General features: G+C 55.9%; 18 protein-coding genes. 8 read left to right on the plus strand and 10 right to left on the minus strand.

Features of this window, described 5'->3' with window-relative positions:
• Positions 1–398: 398 nt before the first annotated feature.
• Together dsbB and nhaB are read right to left on the minus strand one after the other, a co-directional pair.
• Complete coding sequence (gene dsbB, locus ACUXAC_RS05410; RefSeq protein WP_033643335.1) at positions 399–929, minus strand: disulfide bond formation protein DsbB; 531 nt, start codon at positions 927–929, stop codon at positions 399–401.
• A 120-nt stretch (positions 930–1,049) separates the two neighbouring features.
• A complete protein-coding gene (gene nhaB / locus ACUXAC_RS05415; RefSeq protein ID WP_087762696.1) occupies positions 1,050–2,615 on the minus strand; it encodes a sodium/proton antiporter NhaB in 1,566 nt (521 codons plus the stop codon).
• A gap of 243 nt (positions 2,616–2,858) precedes the next feature.
• Here nhaB and fadR point away from each other — a divergent pair, with 243 nt between their 5' ends.
• Complete coding sequence (gene fadR / locus ACUXAC_RS05420; RefSeq protein WP_025303107.1) at positions 2,859–3,578, plus strand: fatty acid metabolism transcriptional regulator FadR; 720 nt, start codon at positions 2,859–2,861, stop codon at positions 3,576–3,578.
• A 57-nt stretch (positions 3,579–3,635) separates the two neighbouring features.
• On the opposite strand, the gene ACUXAC_RS05425 is transcribed toward fadR, so the two are convergent.
• The gene (locus ACUXAC_RS05425) at positions 3,636–5,171 is read right to left on the minus strand and encodes a SpoVR family protein (RefSeq protein WP_004932268.1); all 1,536 of its coding nucleotides are present in this window, start codon (positions 5,169–5,171) and stop codon (positions 3,636–3,638) included.
• 342 nt (positions 5,172–5,513) lie between these two features.
• Positions 5,514–6,575 (minus strand): acyltransferase family protein, encoded by a 1,062-nt coding sequence (locus ACUXAC_RS05430; protein WP_049202493.1) that lies wholly within the window; start codon positions 6,573–6,575, stop codon positions 5,514–5,516.
• A 231-nt stretch (positions 6,576–6,806) separates the two neighbouring features.
• On the opposite strand from ACUXAC_RS05430, the gene zinT reads away from it, so the two are divergent.
• The gene (zinT, locus tag ACUXAC_RS05435) at positions 6,807–7,457 is read left to right on the plus strand and encodes a metal-binding protein ZinT (protein ID WP_033634825.1); all 651 of its coding nucleotides are present in this window, start codon (positions 6,807–6,809) and stop codon (positions 7,455–7,457) included.
• 44 nt (positions 7,458–7,501) lie between these two features.
• Here zinT and ACUXAC_RS05440 read toward each other — a convergent pair whose 3' ends face one another.
• On the minus strand, positions 7,502–7,819 hold the full coding sequence (locus ACUXAC_RS05440; RefSeq protein ID WP_084827699.1) for an antibiotic biosynthesis monooxygenase family protein: 318 nt from the start codon (positions 7,817–7,819) through the stop codon (positions 7,502–7,504).
• Positions 7,820–8,361: 542 nt separating this feature from the next.
• Between ACUXAC_RS05440 and ACUXAC_RS05445 the strand changes: the two genes are divergently transcribed.
• Both ACUXAC_RS05445 and dadX read left to right on the plus strand, forming a co-directional pair.
• A complete protein-coding gene (locus ACUXAC_RS05445; protein ID WP_060423866.1) occupies positions 8,362–9,666 on the plus strand; it encodes a D-amino acid dehydrogenase in 1,305 nt (434 codons plus the stop codon).
• A gap of 76 nt (positions 9,667–9,742) precedes the next feature.
• Positions 9,743–10,816, plus strand: a complete 1,074-nt coding sequence (gene dadX / locus ACUXAC_RS05450; RefSeq protein ID WP_454266538.1) for a catabolic alanine racemase DadX — start codon at positions 9,743–9,745, stop codon at positions 10,814–10,816.
• Between the two features lie 8 nt (positions 10,817–10,824).
• On the opposite strand, the gene ACUXAC_RS05455 is transcribed toward dadX, so the two are convergent.
• The 3 genes from ACUXAC_RS05455 to ACUXAC_RS05465 all read right to left on the minus strand — a co-directional run bounded on the left by ACUXAC_RS05455 (position 10,825) and on the right by ACUXAC_RS05465 (position 13,445).
• Positions 10,825–12,018: a Bcr/CflA family efflux MFS transporter gene (locus ACUXAC_RS05455; RefSeq protein ID WP_197827002.1), complete on the minus strand. Its 1,194-nt coding sequence runs from the start codon at positions 12,016–12,018 to the stop codon at positions 10,825–10,827.
• A 77-nt stretch (positions 12,019–12,095) separates the two neighbouring features.
• Positions 12,096–12,656, minus strand: a complete 561-nt coding sequence (locus ACUXAC_RS05460) for a 3'-5' exonuclease (protein WP_343180314.1) — start codon at positions 12,654–12,656, stop codon at positions 12,096–12,098.
• Positions 12,657–12,962: 306 nt separating this feature from the next.
• Positions 12,963–13,445 carry a hypothetical protein gene (locus tag ACUXAC_RS05465; protein WP_060423854.1) on the minus strand — a complete coding sequence of 161 codons (483 nt, stop codon included), beginning with the start codon at positions 13,443–13,445 and terminating at the stop codon, positions 12,963–12,965.
• A 226-nt stretch (positions 13,446–13,671) separates the two neighbouring features.
• On the opposite strand from ACUXAC_RS05465, the gene ACUXAC_RS05470 reads away from it, so the two are divergent.
• Positions 13,672–13,965 carry a hypothetical protein gene (locus ACUXAC_RS05470; protein ID WP_087762700.1) on the plus strand — a complete coding sequence of 98 codons (294 nt, stop codon included), beginning with the start codon at positions 13,672–13,674 and terminating at the stop codon, positions 13,963–13,965.
• Between the two features lie 273 nt (positions 13,966–14,238).
• Here ACUXAC_RS05470 and ACUXAC_RS05475 read toward each other — a convergent pair whose 3' ends face one another.
• Entirely contained in the window at positions 14,239–14,415 is a 177-nt protein-coding gene (locus ACUXAC_RS05475) for a GhoT/OrtT family toxin (protein WP_033634815.1), read from the minus strand.
• Positions 14,416–14,717: 302 nt separating this feature from the next.
• Between ACUXAC_RS05475 and ACUXAC_RS05480 the strand changes: the two genes are divergently transcribed.
• Together ACUXAC_RS05480 and ACUXAC_RS05485 are read left to right on the plus strand one after the other, a co-directional pair.
• Positions 14,718–15,128, plus strand: a complete 411-nt coding sequence (locus ACUXAC_RS05480) for a hypothetical protein (protein WP_454266539.1) — start codon at positions 14,718–14,720, stop codon at positions 15,126–15,128.
• A 105-nt stretch (positions 15,129–15,233) separates the two neighbouring features.
• Positions 15,234–15,923, plus strand: coding sequence for an alpha/beta hydrolase (locus ACUXAC_RS05485; RefSeq protein WP_049201689.1), 690 nt, complete (start codon positions 15,234–15,236; stop codon positions 15,921–15,923).
• Between the two features lie 191 nt (positions 15,924–16,114).
• On the opposite strand, the gene ACUXAC_RS05490 is transcribed toward ACUXAC_RS05485, so the two are convergent.
• Positions 16,115–16,345, minus strand: a complete 231-nt coding sequence (locus ACUXAC_RS05490) for a hypothetical protein (protein WP_060423848.1) — start codon at positions 16,343–16,345, stop codon at positions 16,115–16,117.
• A 352-nt stretch (positions 16,346–16,697) separates the two neighbouring features.
• Here ACUXAC_RS05490 and ACUXAC_RS05495 point away from each other — a divergent pair, with 352 nt between their 5' ends.
• Positions 16,698–17,261, plus strand: coding sequence for a fasciclin domain-containing protein (locus ACUXAC_RS05495; protein WP_141959428.1), 564 nt, complete (start codon positions 16,698–16,700; stop codon positions 17,259–17,261).
• Positions 17,262–17,285: the final 24 nt, after the last annotated feature.

Here is a 17,285-nt window from a genome sequence, read left to right on the forward strand (position 1 = left end):
TTTTATGGGCAAACTTCACCAAAATATTGTGCTCTGAATGTGACAAAGACGCAGTGGTTCATAAGTAACGGTAATTTATTGCTGTCCTAAGGCCGAAAGGAAAGCGCTGGCGCCGCCCGTTGTTGCCCGCCAACATCGCAGAAGTTTAATGTTATGTAAATTACGCGCTTAACTGAGCCGGAATGCTTCTTTTTAAACGATAAGTTGGGTAATTTGGCCGCTCTCCCGCATGTTCGAGAGTATAACAATGAAAATGATCCGTCTGTTTGCCGTGGCTGGAGCGCTGATTGTGCTCGTTTATTTCCTTACACATACCTGAAATGGGGTTATCTCTGAATTTGACCGCAATATCCTAAAAAAACGGCGCCTTTCGGCGCCGTTTTTTGTTTGTCTGCCGATCAGCGGCCGAACAGGTCGCGGCGACGTGGGCGAACAAATTGTGCGATCAGCACAATCAGCGCCACCAGCAGATAGGCGCCGAAGATGCCGACCAGCCACTGTGGCATTTCCAGCGTCAGGAACTGCCATTGGCGCACGGAGCAGTCGCCGGAAGCGTGGAACACCGCCGGCAGCCATTTGTCCAGCGGCAGCCACGAAGGGAAGCTGACGAAGAAATCGCAGGTATTGAACGGCGAAGGGTGCAACTGGATCATGGTGTGCTTCCACGCCAGCTGTACGCCTTCCCAGGCGCTGTAAATCCACAGCAAGATCGCCACATAGCGCAGTGGGGTTTTCGGCGCGATGGCGCCCACCAGCGAGGCGCCGAGGATGCCGAACAGCGCGCAACGCTCATAAATGCACATGACGCAGGGCTGCAGCAGCATAACGTGCTGGAAATAGAGCGCGACCAGTTCCAACACCAACGCTGTCAGGGCCATCAGCAGCCAGGCGCCGCGTCCTTGTGAACAGCGGTTAAAGAATTGCAACATATCTAGATTCTTCCATGCAGTAAGCAATTGAACCGGCAGTGTAAACCAATTCCTTCTCGCTGCCAGCCACCTGGGCCGGATTCAGCGTAAAAATAGTCGGTTCACCCTGCCAGCGCCGCCTTAGTGGCCGACGGCGTCGATGGGCGGCAGCGCCAGCCAATGCCACTGCGTCAGCAGCTCGGTCGCCGGCTCCAGCGTGAACTGGACGCACAGCAGACCGACCACCGTCAGCACCACCGTATAAGGCAGGGCCATCCACACCATGCGGCCATACGACAGACGCACCAGCGGCGCCAATGCCGACGTCAGCAGGAACAGGAACGCGGCCTGGCCGTTAGGGGTGGCGACCGAAGGCAGGTTGGTGCCGGTATTGATGGCAACCGCCAGCAGCTCAAACTGCTTCAGCGCGATGGTGCCGGTCTCCAGCGCCGTGCGCGCCTCGTTAATGTAAACCGTGCCGACGAACACGTTGTCGGAAACCGACGACAGCAGGCCGTTGAACAGGTAGAACAGCGAAAGCTGAGAGGCGGGGTCGGCGCGCAGCACAAACTGGATCACCGGGCTGAACAGGTGCTGCTCGATGATCACCGCGACCACGGTGAAAAACACCGTCAGCAGGGCGGTGAACGGCAGCGCTTCTTGGAACGCTTTGCCGATGGCGTGTTCGTCGTTCACGCCGCACAGGGAAGTGGCGAGGATGATCACCGACAGGCCGATCAGCCCAACCTCCGCCAGATGGAAGGCCAGCGCCAGCACCAGCCAAACGCCGATCAGCGCCTGCATCACCAGCTTGAGGCGTTCTTGCCTGCTGCGGCCAGCGGTGGCTTTGCGATCATACTCTTTCAGCACGTCGCGCACCGCCGGCGGCAACTGCGCGCCATAGCCAAACAGGCGAAAACGCTCTACCAGCCAACAGACCAGCAGGCCGCACACCAACACCGGCAGCGTGACCGGCGCCATACGCAGGAAGAAATCGATAAAACCCCAGCCCGCGCTTTTGGCGATGATCAGGTTTTGCGGCTCGCCCACCATGGTCATGACTCCGCCGAGCGCGGTGCCGACGCCGGCGTGCATCAGCAGGCTGCGCAGAAAGGCGCGGAATTGTTCCAGCGTCTGCTTGCGCTCTTCACCGGTGAAATCGCTGTCATCGCCGATGTCGCCATCGGGGCGATTCGACGTCACGTTGTGATAGATGGAATAAAAGCCGGTGGCCACGCTAATCACTACCGCCACGACCGTCAGCGCGTCGAGGAAGGCGGAAAGGAAGGCGGCGGCCAGGCAGAACGCCAGCGACAGCAGCGTTTTTGACCGGATGTTGAGCAGCAGCTTGGTGAACACGAACAGCAGCAGCTGCTTCATAAAGTAGATGCCGGCCACCATAAAGACCAGCAGCAGCAAGACTTCCAGGTTATGTTCGATTTCCTGCGAGACCTGCGCCGGGCTGGTCATGCCGATGGCCACCGCCTCCAGCGCCAGCAGGCCGCCCGGCAGCAGCGGGTAGCATTTCAACGCCATCGCCAGGGTAAAGATGAACTCGACCACCAGCAGCCAACCCGCGACAAACGGGCTGGCGAAGAAGAACACCAAGGGGTTGACCGCCAGGAAAATGAGAATAGTCAGTTTGTACCAGTCGGGAGATTGCCCCAGAAAGTTTTTGAGCAGGGCGCTGCGCAGGGTTGTTTCCATTGTCCTTTATGCATCCTTAAATCAGTCGTAGCACGTACCCTAACAATGCGGCGGGGGCGGGCGCAACCGGAGCTTGTTTTACGGCGGCAAATTTCTGCCGGCCGGTGTTTTTGCGCGTTTTTTGCCACTTTATGCACACTTTCGTTTATTGTTTTTCGCTCACGCTATGTCATGTCAGCACGATCTGGTATGATGAGCTGATTACTTTTACTGATTTTATCGTCGCAACGGAACGTCAAACACATGGTCATAAAGGCGCAGAGTCCTGCCGGTTTCGCGGAAGAGTACATTATTGAGAGTATTTGGAATAATCGCTTCCCCCCTGGCTCTATTTTGCCCGCGGAGCGTGAGCTTTCGGAGTTGATTGGCGTCACGCGCACCACGTTACGTGAAGTGTTGCAACGTCTGGCCCGCGATGGCTGGTTGACCATTCAGCATGGCAAACCGACCAAAGTGAACAATTTCTGGGAAACGTCCGGCCTCAATATCCTTGAGACCGTGGCCCGTCTCGATCACAAGAGCGTCCCGCAGCTGATCGACAACCTGCTGTCGGTGCGCACCAATATCGCGTCGATCTTTATTCGCGCCGCGGTGCGCAATCATCCGGAACAGGCCCAGGAAGTGCTGGCGAAGGCCGCCGAGGTAGAAGATCAGGCGGACGCTTTCAATCTGCTCGATTACGAGATCTTCCGCGGCCTGGCGTTCGCTTCCGGCAACCCGATCTACGGCCTGATTTTCAACGGCCTGAAAGGGCTGTACACCCGCGTGGGCCGTTACTACTTCTCCAACCCGGAAGCGCGCAAGCTGGCGCTGACCTTCTACAGCAAGCTGTCCACGCTGTGCCATGAGAAGCTGTACGACCAGGTGATGGATACCGTGCGCAACTACGGTAAAGACAGCGGGGCGATTTGGCAGAGTATGCAGGGCACCATGCCGAGCGATCTGACCGAAGCGCGTCGCTAATCGCGTATTCATGAAATAAGAAAGGGCGCCATTTGGCGCCCTTTGTCGTTGTGGCGGTTACAGCGGCGTCGGCCGCGGCGGGCAACGATCGAGCAACTCCACGCTGCCATCTTCGTTTTGCTGCTCGAGGATCACGTCGAAGCCCCACAGGCGATGCAGGTGCTTCAACACGTCGCGGCGGCTCTTATCCAGCGGTGCGCGTTCCTGCGGGATGTAACGCAACGTCAGCGAGCGGTCGCCGCGCAGGTCCACGTTCCAGATCTGAATGTTCGGCTCATGGTTGCTCAGGTTGTATTGCGCCGACAGCTCCTGGCGGATCGCCCGGTAACCGGCTTCGTTATGGATCGCGGCAATCTCCAGATAGTTGTTGCGATCGTCGTCCAGCACGGTGAACAACCGGAAATCGCGCATCACTTTGGGCGACAGGAACTGGCTGATAAAGCTCTCGTCCTTGAAGTCGCGCATGGCGAAGTGCAAGGTGTCCAGCCAGTCTTTGCCGGCGATGTCCGGGAACCAGTAGCGGTCTTCTTCGGTTGGCGACTGGCAGATGCGCTTAATGTCCTGGAACATGGCGAAGCCCAGCGCATAGGGGTTGATGCCGTTATAGTACGGGCTGTTATACGGCGGCTGATACACCACGTTGGTGTGGCTGTGCAAAAACTCCAGCATAAACCGCTCGGTCACCCGGCCCTCGTCGTACAGATGGTTGAGGATGGTGTAGTGCCAGAAAGTGGCCCAGCCCTCGTTCATCACCTGAGTCTGCTTTTGCGGGTAAAAATACTGGCTGACCTTGCGCACGATGCGCAGCACCTCACGCTGCCAGGGTTCCAACAGCGGCGCATTCTTCTCGATGAAATAGAGGATATTTTCCTGTGGCTCGCTCGGATACCGGCGCGCCTGCTCCGGCGACTCTTCGCGTTCGACGCGCGGCAGGGTCTTCCACAGCGTGTTCACCTGGCTTTGCAGATACTCTTCGCGGCTTTTCTGGCGCGCTTTCTCTTCTACCAGGGAGATTTTCTGCGGGCGTTTGTATCTGTCGACGCCGTAGTTCATCAGCGCGTGGCAGGAGTCCAGCAACCGCTCCACTTCATCGACGCCGTAGCGTTCTTCGCACTGGCTGATGTAGTGGCGGGCGAACAGCAGATAATCGACGATGGAGCTGGCGTCGGTCCAGCTGCGGAACAGATAGTTATTCTTGAAGAACGAGTTGTGGCCATAGCAGGCGTGCGCCATCACCAGCGCCTGCATGGTGATGGTGTTCTCCTCCATCAGGTAGGCGATGCAGGGATTGGAGTTGATGACGATTTCATAGGCCAGCCCTTGCTGGCCCTGTTTGTAGCGCTGTTCGGTTTCGATGAACTTCTTGCCGAAGGACCAATGGGTATAGTTGATCGGCATGCCGACGCTCGAATAAGCGTCCATCATCTGCTCGGAGGTGATCACCTCGATCTGATGGGGGTAGGTGTCGAGCCGGTAATGCTTGGCGACGCGGTCGATCTGCTCCAAATACACCTGCAGCAGCTCGAACGTCCAGTCCGGTCCATCGCTCAGACGTTTATCATCCTTAACCTTTTCATGTGTTGAAGTAGTCATCAGCGCACCCTCATTATTCACGGGTCTTGCTCAAACGGCAGGCCCTGTAACAAGCATAGTTCAAGTCATAATTAACCGTTGCAAATCAGTGAAATAAAAATGTCGGTACGCAGGGGAGCGAACGGCAGTCAATCCAGCGCCCGCCGGCGCCGCGTCCGTCCCGGCAGAAGGCGGCGCAGCGCCGCGCTTCCTCTTCGAGTATAACCCTGCGGCTGGGGGGCGCAATAGGTGAAGCCGCGCGGTGCGTTGAATGCCGATGTTTGTGAAAGAGGGGTAGAAACCGCTTCGATAATGAAGCGGTCTGTTTTCAAAAAGGCGGGGGAAAGATGTTGCGCAAAATGGTCATGCGGCTTTCAGGCGATCCCTCAACCGCAGGATTCTCACCTCAAAGAGTTCATAAACCAGCTTGGCGCTGAGCATTGTCATGGCGACAAACAGTGACCACATTGCAAGGCAACCGATAGCAGAATCGGGTTTCGGCAAGTAGTGATTGAGGGCTAATAAAACGGGCAGATTGGTTAGATAGGCGGCGTAAGACCAGCGTGCAATTCTGGAGGTTACCGCTTTCACTGCATTGGGAATATCCGTATTGTAGAACGCGGTTATCAGGCAAGCGAAGCCAATGTTGGCAATATCAAATAAAAAGACTTTCAGGAACCTGCTTTCATCCATGAAAGCATCAGGCTGAGACGCGATGGCTATCGCGATAGGAATAAGTAATAACCCTACCCAGAAGAACCGGTTGATTTTATTTGATACAAACAGCCAGGAAAAAATAACGCCAATCATGAGCGAGTCAAGACGATATAACGATGTTGAGCGAATTTCGTTAAACGTCAGTTGCGTATTCAGCGCTGCGTTCACTCTAAAGAGCAAAGACATCAGTATCATAGCGGCAATGGCCAAGAGAATACTGACTTTTCTATCTTTCGTTATGAATAAAAAAACGGCTATCACTATGGGGAATAAGAAATAAAAAACTTCTTCAACAGCCAGACTCCAGGCCTCACCGAAGAAGGTGGGGTGTGGATGGACTAAGCTCTGCGTGAACGTGGAGAAGGCCAGTATGTTGGGCAGTGCTTCAGGCCTGATATTGTTAATGAAGAATAAATTTAGTAATAAAAAAAGTAGATAGCTGGGATAGGTTCTCATCCAGCGCCGAAACCAGAACGCGGGGATCCAGCCGAGTGGTGTTCTGGCTGCTTTCACCTTCTCGAATATGATTCTGCCGATCAGAAATCCGGATAAGACGAAGAACAGTTCTACCCCTAAGAAGCCACCGAACTTAAAAGTTTGCGCCGCTGGAAATGCTGACAGTAGAAACGTTCTGCCGTGTGAGAGAATGACCATAATGATTGCAGCGGACCTGCATAGGTCAAGCCACGGGTTTAGCGGTTTTTTCATAAAGCTTTCATGTTATCTCGGACAATCACTGGCCGGGATTCTAGCACAACGTCAACAAGAAACCCTCCAGCCTGACAAGTCTCTCGCAGTCAACGCATCCTGTTGTTCCAGGTCACCGTTCGCCTATTGCCATTCAGCAAAGAGACCTGCCGATAAGGGCGCATTGGGATTGAAATTTGTTATGTTATATTGTAACTTTTAATTTTCTCAATGACGGACAAGGAGCATCTTTTGGCGAGGCATTTTGGCAAACTGGCGGTGGCGCTGGCAGCGTTGTTTATCGGTGGGCAGGCGCTTGCCCACGGGCATCATTCACATGGCAAGCCGCTGACGGAAGTGGAAAAAAAGGCGGAAGCGGGCATATTCGACGATAAAGACGTCAAAGATCGCGACCTGGCGGATTGGGAGGGCGTGTGGCAATCCGTGTATCCTTATCTGCTCAATGGGGATCTCGATCCGGTGTTCAAGAAGAAGGCGGAGCAGGATAAGAGCAAGACCTTCGAAGAAGTGAAGGCCTATTACCGCAAAGGGTACGCCACCGATGTGGATACCATCGGCATTGAGAACGGCGTCATGGAGTTTCATCGCGGCGACCAATCCAGCGCCTGTCAGTATAAGTACGCCGGGCATAAGATCCTGACGTATGTCTCTGGTAAAAAGGGCGTGCGTTATCTGTTCGAATGCCAGGATGCCGGCAGCCTGGCGCCGAAATTCGTGCAGTTCAGCGATCACATTATCGGCCCGCGCAAATCGGCGCATTTCCATATCTTTATGGGTAATACGTCGCAGGAGGCGTTGCTGAAAGAGATGGACAACTGGCCGACCTATTATCCCTTCCAGCTGCAGACTAAAGAAGTCGTGGACGAGATGCTGCATCATTGATGCCGCTCCCCCGCAACCACAAGCCCGCTTGCGTGGGCTTGTGCTCAGCCAAACGGTCTGATTTGCAGGTAATCGTCCGTCACTGCCATTTCAAATAACGTTTCATCCGCCAATAACGTCGCGCGCATTCGTTCCCGGGCGTGACGATAGCGCTCATCCAACTGAATATCACCGGCGCTTTCCCATGCAGCGCGGCTTGGCCACTGCGCGTAGCCAATAAACTGCCCGCCCATATCACGGTGCAGGCGGGAGCCGAGGCTGCCGCGCTGCAGATAAATGCCTTGGGTTAATTCAAGCCAAGCCTGGCGAAAGGCTTGTTCGTGTCCGGGTTTGACTGAGAACCGGTAGAGGGCGATGAACATAAGGGATTCTCCGGAAGAGCGACAATATGAACTTTAGGAGCTGCTTCTGGCTTTAACGTTCATATCGTGCTGCAGCACTCAACCTAAACGGGCGGGGCTGAGGTAATCGGTCGTTTTATTCCGGTAGTAAAATAAAGGTTAATTTTTCGCTGAAATTTTACGCGATTTTTCTGCTGCGAGGAGAAACGCCTCTCTTTGTCTGTTGTTTTGGTTTTTTTAATTTTATTGGTTTTTTATTCTGATTATGTGATGAGTGGTATTTTTATATTCTGTTAAATCATTGTTACTTATCACGCCTTTTTTTCTTGATATCATTGCTAGCATTGCTATCGAATCAGCGGTGCTCTGACGCCGTATCCCCCCTTAAACCGCATCTTATCGCTATTTTCAGGTGGCTATTGCAAATGCAGAACCCATCGACGATAAATTAATTGTGAATATTGTCACGTTTGATGATGAAGTTGTTGGACGGATTTTTTCACTGAGTTAATTTCCTGTGAGCAGAAGATTATGCTTTGTGAAGCCTTGAGCTGGAGTCAGCGATGCGAGTGGTAATTTTAGGTAGTGGAGTGGTGGGCGTAGCCAGTGCCTGGTATTTGGCGAAGGCGGGGCATGAGGTGACGGTGATCGATCGTCAGCCAGGTCCTGCACTGGAAACCAGCGCGGCGAACGCCGGGCAGATTTCACCGGGCTATGCCGCTCCCTGGGCGGCGCCGGGCGTGCCGCTGAAGGCCATCAAGTGGATGTTCCAACGCCATGCGCCGTTGGCGATCCGTCTCGACGGCAGCAGCTTCCAGCTCAACTGGATGTGGCAGATGCTGAAAAACTGCAACACCGAACACTACATGACCAACAAAGGCCGCATGGTGCGCCTGGCAGAATATAGCCGCGACTGTATCAAGGCGCTGCGGCAGGAAACCGGCATCCAGTACGAAGGCCGCCAGGGCGGCACGCTGCAGCTGTTCCGCACCCAACAACAGTTCGAAAACGCAGCGAAAGACATTGCGGTATTGGAAGATGCCGGGGTGCCTTACAAGCTGCTGGAGGCCAGCCAGCTCGCCAGCGTTGAGCCGGCGCTGGCCCAGGTGGCGCACAAGCTGACCGGTGGTCTGCAGCTGCCGAACGACGAGACCGGCGATTGCCAGCTGTTTACGCAACAGCTGGCGAAGATGGCAGAGCAGGCGGGCGTGACTTTTCTGTTCAACCGCAGCGTCGATCGTCTGCTGGTGGAGGGCGACAAGATCGCCGGCGTGCAGTGTGGCGAGGAAGTGTTCAAGGCCGATAGCTACGTGGTGGCGTTCGGCTCCTACTCCACGGCGCTGCTGCGCGGCCTGGTGTCGATACCGGTTTACCCGCTGAAGGGCTATTCGTTGACCATTCCTATCACCGACGAAGCGGCGGCGCCGTTCTCTACGGTATTGGATGAGACGTATAAAATCGCCATCACGCGCTTCGACCAGCGTATTCGCGTTGGCGGCATGGCGGAGATCGTCGGTTTCAACACGCAGCTGGAGCAAAAACGGCGCGAAACGCTGGAGATGGTGGTACGCGATCTCTACCCGAACGGCGGCAGAGTGGAGGACGCGACGTTCTGGACCGGCCTGCGGCCGATGACGCCGGACGGCACGCCAATTGTCGGCCGCACTTCGCTGAAGAACCTGTATCTCAATACCGGGCATGGCACGTTGGGCTGGACGATGGCCTGCGGTTCCGGGCAGCTGTTGTCCGACCTGATGTCCGGTATTACGCCGGCGATCCCTTCCGATGATCTGGCGGTGGCGCGTTACAGCGCCGGGTTTCGCCAGCAACACGCGGTTCCGCTGAACGACGTGCATCCCGCACGTTAATCGTCGACGCTGTCATAGACTTTCCCGGCCACGCGCAGGCGCGCGTGGCCGCTGTATGCTGCCCCAAGGAGAACCGATGCCCCGTCCCATAACCGCCACGATGCATCTCGGCGCGATTGAAAATAACCTGCAGGTGGTGCGCCGTTTCGCCCCCGGCGCCAAAGTGTGGGCGGTGGTCAAAGCCAACGCCTATGGCCACGGTATCAAACACGTTTGGCGCAGCATGGCGCAAACCGACGGCTTCGCCATGCTGGATCTGGCCGAAGCGGTGCTGTTGCGCGAATCGGGTTGGCAAGGGCCGATTCTACTGCTGGAAGGTTTCTTCCAGCCGCAGGATCTGGCGTTGCTCGATCGTTATCGCCTGACGACGGCGGTGCACAGCGACTGGCAGCTGGCGGCGATCGCCGACGCCACGCTGAGCGCGCCGCTCAATGTTTATCTGAAAGTGAACAGCGGCATGAATCGGTTGGGGTTTGCACCTGAGCGGCTGCGCGAGGTGTGGCAAAGGGCGCAGGCGGTTGCCAATATCGCCGAACTGACGCTGATGAGCCATTTCGCTACCGCCGACGGCCCGGAAGGCGTAACCCAGCAGATGGCCACTATCGAGACGGCGGCTACCGATATACCGCTGCCGCGCTGCCTGGCCAACTCGGCCGCTACGCTGTGGCACCCTTCGACCCATGGCAGCTGGGTCCGCCCTGGGATCATTCTGTATGGCGCTTCGCCGAGCGGTTGCTGGAATGATGTTGCGGCGACGGGGCTGCAGCCGGCGATGACGCTGAGCAGCGAGATCATCGGTATTCAACAGCTGAAGTCTGGCGATCGCGTGGGGTACGGCGGCCGTTACAGCGCCGCCAGCGCGCAGCGTATCGGCGTGGTGGCCTGCGGCTATGCCGACGGCTATCCGCGCCATGCGCCGACCGGTACGCCGGTATGGGTGGATGGTGTGCTGACGCGCACGCTGGGAACGGTATCGATGGACATGCTGGCGGTGGATCTGACGCCCTGTCCGCAAGTCGAACTGGGCGCCGAAGTGGAGCTGTGGGGGAAACGCCTGCCGGTGGACGAGGTGGCCACGGCGGCAGGGACGTTAGGCTATGAGCTGCTGTCGGCCTTAGCGGCGCGGGTGCCGGTCGTCACCGAAGCCTGAGCCGCGGCTCAGGCGACTTTTCTAATCTGCCCTTTAATCTGCTTGCTGAGCCGCCGCGCATGCAGCGCCAGCAGGCAGCCTGCCAGCATCACCAGCGCCAGCGAGAGCTTGGGTTGCAGCGGCAACGCCATCGCCACCAAACCCAGCGCGGCGCCGCCCGCCATCTGCACGAAACCGACCAGCGCGGACGCGACGCCGGCCTCATTGGAATACGGCTCCAGCGCGTAGCTGGTGGCCGGGCCCATCACGAACGCCAATCCAGCGCAGGCGCTGGCGACCGGCAGCATATACGCCAGCCAGTGCGCTTGTGCCGTTGCAGGCAACAGCATGACGCCCAGCAGCAGGCCCAGACAGCCCAGCCCCATCAACAAGCCGCCGGTCGCCAGACAAACCGGGCGGCCGACCTTGTGGATGATGCGGTTGGCGAAGAAGCTCACCAGCATGATCCAGAAACCGTTGGCGCCGAACACCAGCGAGAATTGCAGCGGGGTCAGGCCGGCGGTACCCATCAGCACGTTCGGTGCCAGAGAAACGTAGGTCAGCGCCATGCCCATCGCCCCGGAGTTCACCACCGCAAAGGAGAGGAAGCGGCGTTCGCTGAGGATACGCGCGTATTGGCGCACCGGCAGCCCTTTGACCGGCACGGTATCAGCGGGGCGGGTTTCCGGCAAGCGCAGCGCGATGAGCGCCAACACCAGCAGCGCATAGCCGACCAGGAACCAGAAAGGCGCGCGCCAGCCGAAGGCTTCGGCGAGCAGGCCACCGAGCAGCGGCGCCAGCGCTGGGATGATGTTCAGCGTGCCGTTGAGAAAACCGAAAGCGCGGGCGGCGTCGTCGCCATTCAGGCGATCGCGCACGCCGCTGAAGGCGACGACGGCGGTGCAGCAAACCGCCACCCCTTGCAGCAGACGCGAAGCGATGAAAACAGTCGGGTTGGTGGCCAGCGCCGCCATCGCGGCGCCGATCATGTAGAGGATAATGCCGGCCAGCGCCACCGGCTTGCGTCCATAGTTATCGACCAGCGGGCCGGCGATGACCTGGCCGAGGCCGAGCACCAGTATAAACAGCGATATGGTGGATTGGATCAGCGCTTCACTGCTGCCGAGGCCGACGGCAATGGCGGGAATGGTCGGCAGGTAAAGATCGATGCCTAATGGGCCGAGCAGCACCAGGCTGAGAAGCATAAACAGAAACTTTTGCATAACAGGAAAGGCACGTCCGAGTGACAAAGAGGGCTAGAGTAGAGACTCTGGCGGCAAATGAAAAGGGGCAAAGCGGGTCAGCGCTGCGCCCCCTGGCGGTAATAGAGCGCCGAGACGGTATCGGCCACATAGCGGGCCTGGTGGCGAGCATCATCCAGCGCGCGATGCGGCATGCCCTCGAACGGGCGGGTCTTTTTCGGGTTAAAGCCGTGCAGTTCCGCCAGCGTGATCACCGTGCGTACGTCCTGAGTATCCCAGAATTTCCACGGGCAGGGCATTTCCAGCTGCTGGAAGGCGTGCTCGAGGATCGCGCAGTCGAACTCTTTGCCGTTGCCCCAGACTTTCACCGTATCGGTGCTGTTCATATGGATGAAGCGGCTAAGGCTGCTCAGCACGCGCTTCAGGCTCTCGGTGCCGCCGAAGGCCTGCTTGCGCGCTTCATCGGACTGTTTCGCCCACCAGGCGACCGTATCCAGGCTGATGGTACGGCCCGGTTGGTCTTTCTGGCTGCTGACGGCGGCTTCGAATTCGGCGCCCAGCCCCCCGGTTCGGGGATCGAAAAACACCGCCGCAACCACCAGGATGACGGCGCTGGGTTTTATATCCAGGGTTTCAATATCTAACATCAGATGGTGCATCGGCGTTTCCGGTGGTTGGCGTGGTAGCTTAATGTTACTACAGAACGTGCGCCGATGCGGCCGGTGCGCACATGAAATCCTTTTAAAGCGCCACGTTCAGGTTATGATGCTTGGGATACTCTTGTCTGGTTGGTCGCTATCGGTGAGAACGCTTATCTTTATTCTGTGCATGGTTGGCTACTTGCTGCTGCTGGGCTACCTTAGCGTGTTTGTCACGGACAAGATCTGTGAGAAGGCGGGCAACTACACCAAAATATGCCGCATCGTAGACATTTCCGAGCCCCATATCCCCAAATAGCGCCGTGTTTACCCCAGGTAGTCAGTGGTAATCAACGGGGTCAGGATGGCCGCCAGCGCCGTGAGCGCGCCCCATTGCCGCCAACCCAGCCGCGCCAGCCAGTCATGCCGCTGCGGGGGCGTGGCCAGTTGCCCGACGGCCACGGCACCGGTAAGCAGCAGCGTCAGAATCAGCAGCACCAGGCCGCGGCTCACCAGCGTGAATTCAACATGCAGCACATTGGCGTAATACAGGCGCATCAGGATAAAATAACTCAGCAAGATCCAAGCGAAAACGACGTTCTTCTTGAGCACCTGCTGCAGCATCAGCGCGAGGAACAGGCTGTGAAACAGCGACAGCAGGGGTGCCTCAAGCGGATGCCGAACGCAGACGTTGTAGACCGCCATGTAAATGTTGAAAACCAGCAGGATATAGATCACGTAAATATACCAGCCGTAGATTACTTTGAGCTTTTTCGGGCTCGGCGGCAGGGCGAGTGCGTCCGGTTTCATTAATGCCTCCTGATTGATGCCCGGCAAACGCTGCGGTTGAAGACGGCGCGGCGGCATCGTAATTTAAAATTCACAGGGTATATATCACCCGCGCGCTAAATGACGATTAAACACAGGATCGGCTTTATTTCCGCGCTGGCCTGGAACTCTTTTTCGTGCGCGGGGTCGGCTGGCGTGTGACTATTTGGCGGTTTCTGCACCATGGTGAAAGACGCAATATATTGATATGAAAGATTATAAAAACACTTCGGGCACTAAGATTCTGCTGCTGTTCAGCCTGGCGTTTTACACGCTGTTGCCGCCGCTGTTGACGGCGGCCGTGTTCAACCGTTTCAATCTTAACCCCTTCGCGATCGTCAAATTTTTGCACTTCAACCCGTTTTTGGCCGACCGGGGCATACCCGGTTATCAAACTTTCTTCTACTTGCTGATGCTCTGGTTGGGGATGAATATTTTTCTGTGGCTGCTGGTGTGGGGGACGGGGCGGTTGTATCGGTGCTGGCGAGCGCCGCGCGGCTGATATTTTCCCAAAGGGAAAACGTTGCGCAGGGAAATGACTTTACAATCAATAATGAGACGTATTATCATCTTTTCGCCGGTGAGGGGAAAGGGTTGTCTCCTTCTGTGCCCCCCGAGCCGGCACGACATTGCTCACATTGCTTCCAGTTTTCATGCCAGCCTTGCGCTGGCGTTTTTTTATCCCACGCCAAAAATCCGCGACGCCGGCGGCCTTCCCTTTTTCATTAGCATGGCTGTTTAAAAACCCAAACCCGCCGCGAGGTCTGTTGGGGGATTAGAACAGCGAAAACAGCAACACGACCGGCAGGCTCAACGGCCAGGTTAACCCGATGGTCAGTGCGCTGATACAGCGTATTTTGACGGTGTCCCGGCTAACCAGGTAGGTGAAAATCATAGAAACTAACAGACCAATAAAATAACAGTATTGCGTTGCAACCCACAGCGACGACATGAAACCCGATCCCAGTTGTATTTTTACGCGCGAATTCTAGGAGCTTGGCGGGTGATAATCAATGACCAAAGGCCGTTTATTCATACCTTTATCCATAAGAATGCATAATTTATTTCTATAAAGAACGTAGGGTTATTAACGGCTTTCCGGTTATTACAAAAAGAAATCAACAACATAGTTACCGGTAACATTTTGCGTCTGGCAAGCCCTCTGTTTGGGGGACTACGCCAGGTCAGAAAAAAGTCGACGAGGGACGCAGAAAGGGGATAGGACTGTTATCCGTAAATATTATTGATGTATCTGTGGGCGGAAAGGTTAAGGCGGGATGGCGTCAGGTTTTGCTTTCGTGGGCACTTGGGGGGGCGGTTTTAGCGCATCGTCCCGATGCGCTGCTTGCCAGCCAGGGAGGGGGATTTATTGCCGCCGCAGGTTTAATGAATGTTAAGACCGTAGACGAACAGCCACGAAAACAGCAGCGCCAGCAGGCATGCCATAAAAACGATGGAGATCATTTCCTTCACAACTTCATTCCTTTTCCCGGTGAGCTAAATTTACTTCTCTTTGTTTTTGCGCGAGATTTTAGATCGGTATGGGTAAAAATCCTAGTTTTAATCCCGTTTTTTGCTTTGCACGCTGCGTGGATAGGCCATGGCGATGCCGGGAAATCGCGTGCGTTAACCCGTCGTAGCTATTGCCGAACGCCGCTAGCCTGACTATATAAAAATGAGGACTGCGTGACGTCGCCGGTAGCAAGGCGCGCCCCTTAAGGGCTGCAGTGCATCTGTCTATAGCGCTTCCCTAAGATGAAGGAGTCGGCAATGAGCACAAAACCCACTATCGTGCTGGTACACGGATTCTGGGGCGGCGCCGCGCACTGGAGTAAGGTCATCCTCGAGTTGTCGCGTAGGGGATATTCGGCGATGCATGCGGTGGAAATGCCGCTGACCTCGTTGGCTGAGGATGCGGAACGCACGCGCAAGATGGTCGCGCAGCAAGCGGGGCCGGTATTGTTGGTGGGGCACTCTTACGGTGGTGCCGTGATCACGGCAATGGGCAACCTGCCTAATGTGGTCGGCCTGGTCTACATCGCCGCCTTTGCGCCGGACGCCGGAGAAAGCCCCGGCGGTATTACGCAAGCGCATCCTCCTGCGGCGGTGGCGAATCTGGCCCCGGACAGCGACGGCTATCTGTGGATCAAAGCCGACAAGTTTCACGAGAGCTTTTGCCAGGATCTGACTGCCGACGAAGCGCTGGTGATGGCGGTGGCGCAGAAGGCTCCGCTGGCCGATACCTTCGGTAACACCATCGGCGAACCGGCATGGAAACATAAACCGTCATGGTATCAGCTCTCCAGCGACGATCGCATGATAGCGCCGGAGAATCAGCGGCACATGGCGCAGCGGCTGCGGGCCAAGAAAGTTATGGTGCTGGATGCCAGTCATGCTTCGCTGGTTTCCCATGCCGCAGAGGTGGCGGGATTGATTGACGAAGCGGCCGGTTATGAATAAAGCCAGGGCAGAAAGGTAATCAAGGTGACAGCCCGCAACAGACTGTCTATTACGTCGGGCTAAAGAGCCGGCGTAATAGGCGCTTATTAAGGATAAGGGGTGATATCGCTATCAAGGATAATGATGAACATCATCATTAACACCACGAGGGTGGCAATAATGGCGTAGATTTCCGCCTTGCGCATATCGCCTTAACGCCCGTTGACGCCGATCATTTCTATTGCTGCACGATGCAGTCTCTGAAAATAATCATCGGGCTGTTTTTCCACCTCCTGGATAAGGCAGGCGAGCAGGTTCTGTTTGGTTATCGGCTTGTTGGCGGTCAGCACCAGCAGCACGCTTTTGCCGAGCAGGCAGCATATTTGCTTATGGTATTCATCAACATCTTGCTTGTTGAGGCCATAGAGAGTGTAGTCGATCATGATGTCTAACCTGCTGACAGGTAAATGCCCGCCTTGGCGGGCTGAGAAGCCATGGAAAAATAAAATGAGGCAAATTTCGCTTAGGAAAGGACTTAAGCGATGAGGTAACGATAACTGAATGGGAATATTCCTATCAAGCCGTGCGGGCGTTGAGGCGAATGTTTAGGAATAACCTCAGAAGAAAGAATGGAAAGTGGCTGTCAGCACCGGAGCACGTATTTGTTAGGGATCTTTGTAAAGGTACTCGTTCCTTTTGCTTTATTTTTTGCCATCCGTGCATCCACTTGGCGCACCTCATACGTATATCAGTAATGAGCGACACTTCCGCTCCGCTTACGTTGAGGACTTAATCATGAAAACGCTTATCTCCACTATCTTCACCGGCTCATTACTGTTCAGCGCCGCAACCCTGGCCGTTGCCGCTGATTCGGCATCCGTGATGGTTGGGGGGGCTGCGATGTACCCCTCAAAAAACATTGTGCAAAATGCGCTGAATTCAAAAGATCATACGACGCTGGTCGCGGCGGTTAAAGCTGCCGGCTTGGTCGACACCTTGCAAGGCAAAGGACCTTATACGGTCTTTGCGCCAACGAATGCCGCATTCGCCAAATTGCCGGCCGGTACGGTGGATAATCTACTAAAACCTGAGAACAAAACTCTGTTGACCAGCGTGTTGACCTATCACGTCGTGGCCGGGAACTATGACATGAAAGCGCTGGAGAGAAAAATTGAGCAAGGCGGAGGACGGGCGGAACTCAAAACCGTCAATGGCCAGTCGCTATGGTTTATGAATAACGGCCCGCATAATATTCAGATCAAAGATGCCAAAGGCGACGTCGCCAACATCAGTACCTATGATGTGCGGCAGCAAAACGGTGTAATCGAGGTTATTGATACCGTGCTAATGCCCAAGTAATGCCTATACTCGAAATGGGCAAAG

The sequence above is a fragment of the Serratia sp. 121840015-1 genome (assembly GCF_053627655.1).

What these genes read in the sequence shown, in the direction of transcription:
- ACUXAC_RS05475 (WP_033634815.1), bottom strand. Translation starts at nt 14,415, where the DNA reads ATGTCGTCGCTGTGGGTTGCAACGCAATACTGTTATTTTATTGGTCTG.
- nhaB (WP_087762696.1), bottom strand. Translation starts at nt 2,615, where the DNA reads ATGGAAACAACCCTGCGCAGCGCCCTGCTCAAAAACTTTCTGGGGCAA.
- ACUXAC_RS05430 (WP_049202493.1), bottom strand. Translation starts at nt 6,575, where the DNA reads ATGAAAAAACCGCTAAACCCGTGGCTTGACCTATGCAGGTCCGCTGCA.
- ACUXAC_RS05425 (WP_004932268.1), bottom strand. Translation starts at nt 5,171, where the DNA reads ATGACTACTTCAACACATGAAAAGGTTAAGGATGATAAACGTCTGAGC.
- dadX (WP_454266538.1), top strand. Translation starts at nt 9,743, where the DNA reads ATGCCCCGTCCCATAACCGCCACGATGCATCTCGGCGCGATTGAAAAT.
- dsbB (WP_033643335.1), bottom strand. Translation starts at nt 929, where the DNA reads ATGTTGCAATTCTTTAACCGCTGTTCACAAGGACGCGGCGCCTGGCTG.
- ACUXAC_RS05465 (WP_060423854.1), bottom strand. Translation starts at nt 13,445, where the DNA reads ATGAAACCGGACGCACTCGCCCTGCCGCCGAGCCCGAAAAAGCTCAAA.
- ACUXAC_RS05490 (WP_060423848.1), bottom strand. Translation starts at nt 16,345, where the DNA reads ATGATCGACTACACTCTCTATGGCCTCAACAAGCAAGATGTTGATGAA.
- ACUXAC_RS05445 (WP_060423866.1), top strand. Translation starts at nt 8,362, where the DNA reads ATGCGAGTGGTAATTTTAGGTAGTGGAGTGGTGGGCGTAGCCAGTGCC.
- ACUXAC_RS05485 (WP_049201689.1), top strand. Translation starts at nt 15,234, where the DNA reads ATGAGCACAAAACCCACTATCGTGCTGGTACACGGATTCTGGGGCGGC.
- ACUXAC_RS05455 (WP_197827002.1), bottom strand. Translation starts at nt 12,018, where the DNA reads ATGCAAAAGTTTCTGTTTATGCTTCTCAGCCTGGTGCTGCTCGGCCCA.
- fadR (WP_025303107.1), top strand. Translation starts at nt 2,859, where the DNA reads ATGGTCATAAAGGCGCAGAGTCCTGCCGGTTTCGCGGAAGAGTACATT.
- ACUXAC_RS05460 (WP_343180314.1), bottom strand. Translation starts at nt 12,656, where the DNA reads ATGCACCATCTGATGTTAGATATTGAAACCCTGGATATAAAACCCAGC.
- ACUXAC_RS05440 (WP_084827699.1), bottom strand. Translation starts at nt 7,819, where the DNA reads ATGTTCATCGCCCTCTACCGGTTCTCAGTCAAACCCGGACACGAACAA.
- ACUXAC_RS05495 (WP_141959428.1), top strand. Translation starts at nt 16,698, where the DNA reads ATGAAAACGCTTATCTCCACTATCTTCACCGGCTCATTACTGTTCAGC.
- ACUXAC_RS05470 (WP_087762700.1), top strand. Translation starts at nt 13,672, where the DNA reads ATGAAAGATTATAAAAACACTTCGGGCACTAAGATTCTGCTGCTGTTC.